The sequence below is a fragment of the Phaeobacter sp. S60 genome, from assembly GCF_000826845.1.
Classification (GTDB): Bacteria; Pseudomonadota; Alphaproteobacteria; order Rhodobacterales; family Rhodobacteraceae; genus Phaeobacter; species Phaeobacter piscinae.
In genome coordinates this window covers 1-816 of sequence record NZ_JSWJ01000049.1, presented here as the reverse complement: position 1 = coordinate 816, position 816 = coordinate 1, and the positions used below count along the sequence as shown (strand labels likewise).

General features: G+C 57.1%; 1 protein-coding gene. It reads right to left on the bottom strand.

Features of this window, described 5'->3' with window-relative positions; translation table 11 throughout:
- Positions 1 to 52: 52 nt before the first annotated feature.
- A complete protein-coding gene (locus tag OO25_RS22075; protein WP_040183020.1) occupies positions 53 to 754 on the bottom strand; it encodes an IS6 family transposase in 702 nt (233 codons plus the stop codon).
- Between the last annotated feature and the right edge of the window lie 62 nt (positions 755 to 816).

The window sequence follows — 816 nt, the reverse complement described above, 5'->3', positions numbered from 1 at the left end:
GGTGTTGTCACGTTAACCCGCCTAGTTTGCCAGTTGGCATGCCGTTCGTTGATCAACCGGCATGTGCCGCGGATTTCCGCGCCTCGAATGCTTCGAGCCGATTGTAGCGTATGGTGAGGGCAGAGCGGCGGCGGGCTGGGACTGAGTAACGATTGCGGGTTGCGGACTGCATAGATACGAAGCGTTGTAATCCACCCGGCGATCGGAAGCCTTGCATTACCCGCTCTCGTTTTCGGAAGGGCAAGTGGCTGTTTTCGGCGCGGTTATTGAGCCCCTTGTGTGACCAATGATCAAGGCCAAGCGCGACCTCGCGCTTGGCAGCCCCATATGAGCGCAGTTTGTCCGTAATGATCCTTTTGGGCACGAAACCCCAACGTTTAATCAGTTTGACCAAAAGCCGCTTTGCGGCGCGCTTGTCTCGCCTCGATTGAAGAATTTCTTCAAGAACGATGCCGCTTTGGTCGACTGCGCGCCAGAGCCAGTATGACCGTCCTGCGATCTTCATAACGACTTCGTCCAGATGCCAGACATCGCCAGGGCGCGGCTGCCGTCGGCGTAGAACGTGGGCGATCAGCGGGCCGAACTTGACGGTCCAGCGCCGGATCGTCTCATACGAAACGTCCACGCCACGTTCCAGCATCAGCTCCTCTACCTCCCGCAGGCTCAAGTTGAACCGGACGTAGAGCCAGACAACATGAGCGATGATCTGAGGAGGATACCGGTGGCGTTTGTAGCTGATCTTTTGTGTCTGCATCCACGTCGCCTACGCCCGGATCGATTAACCAGCAACCTCAGGCTAGTTAACGTGACAACACC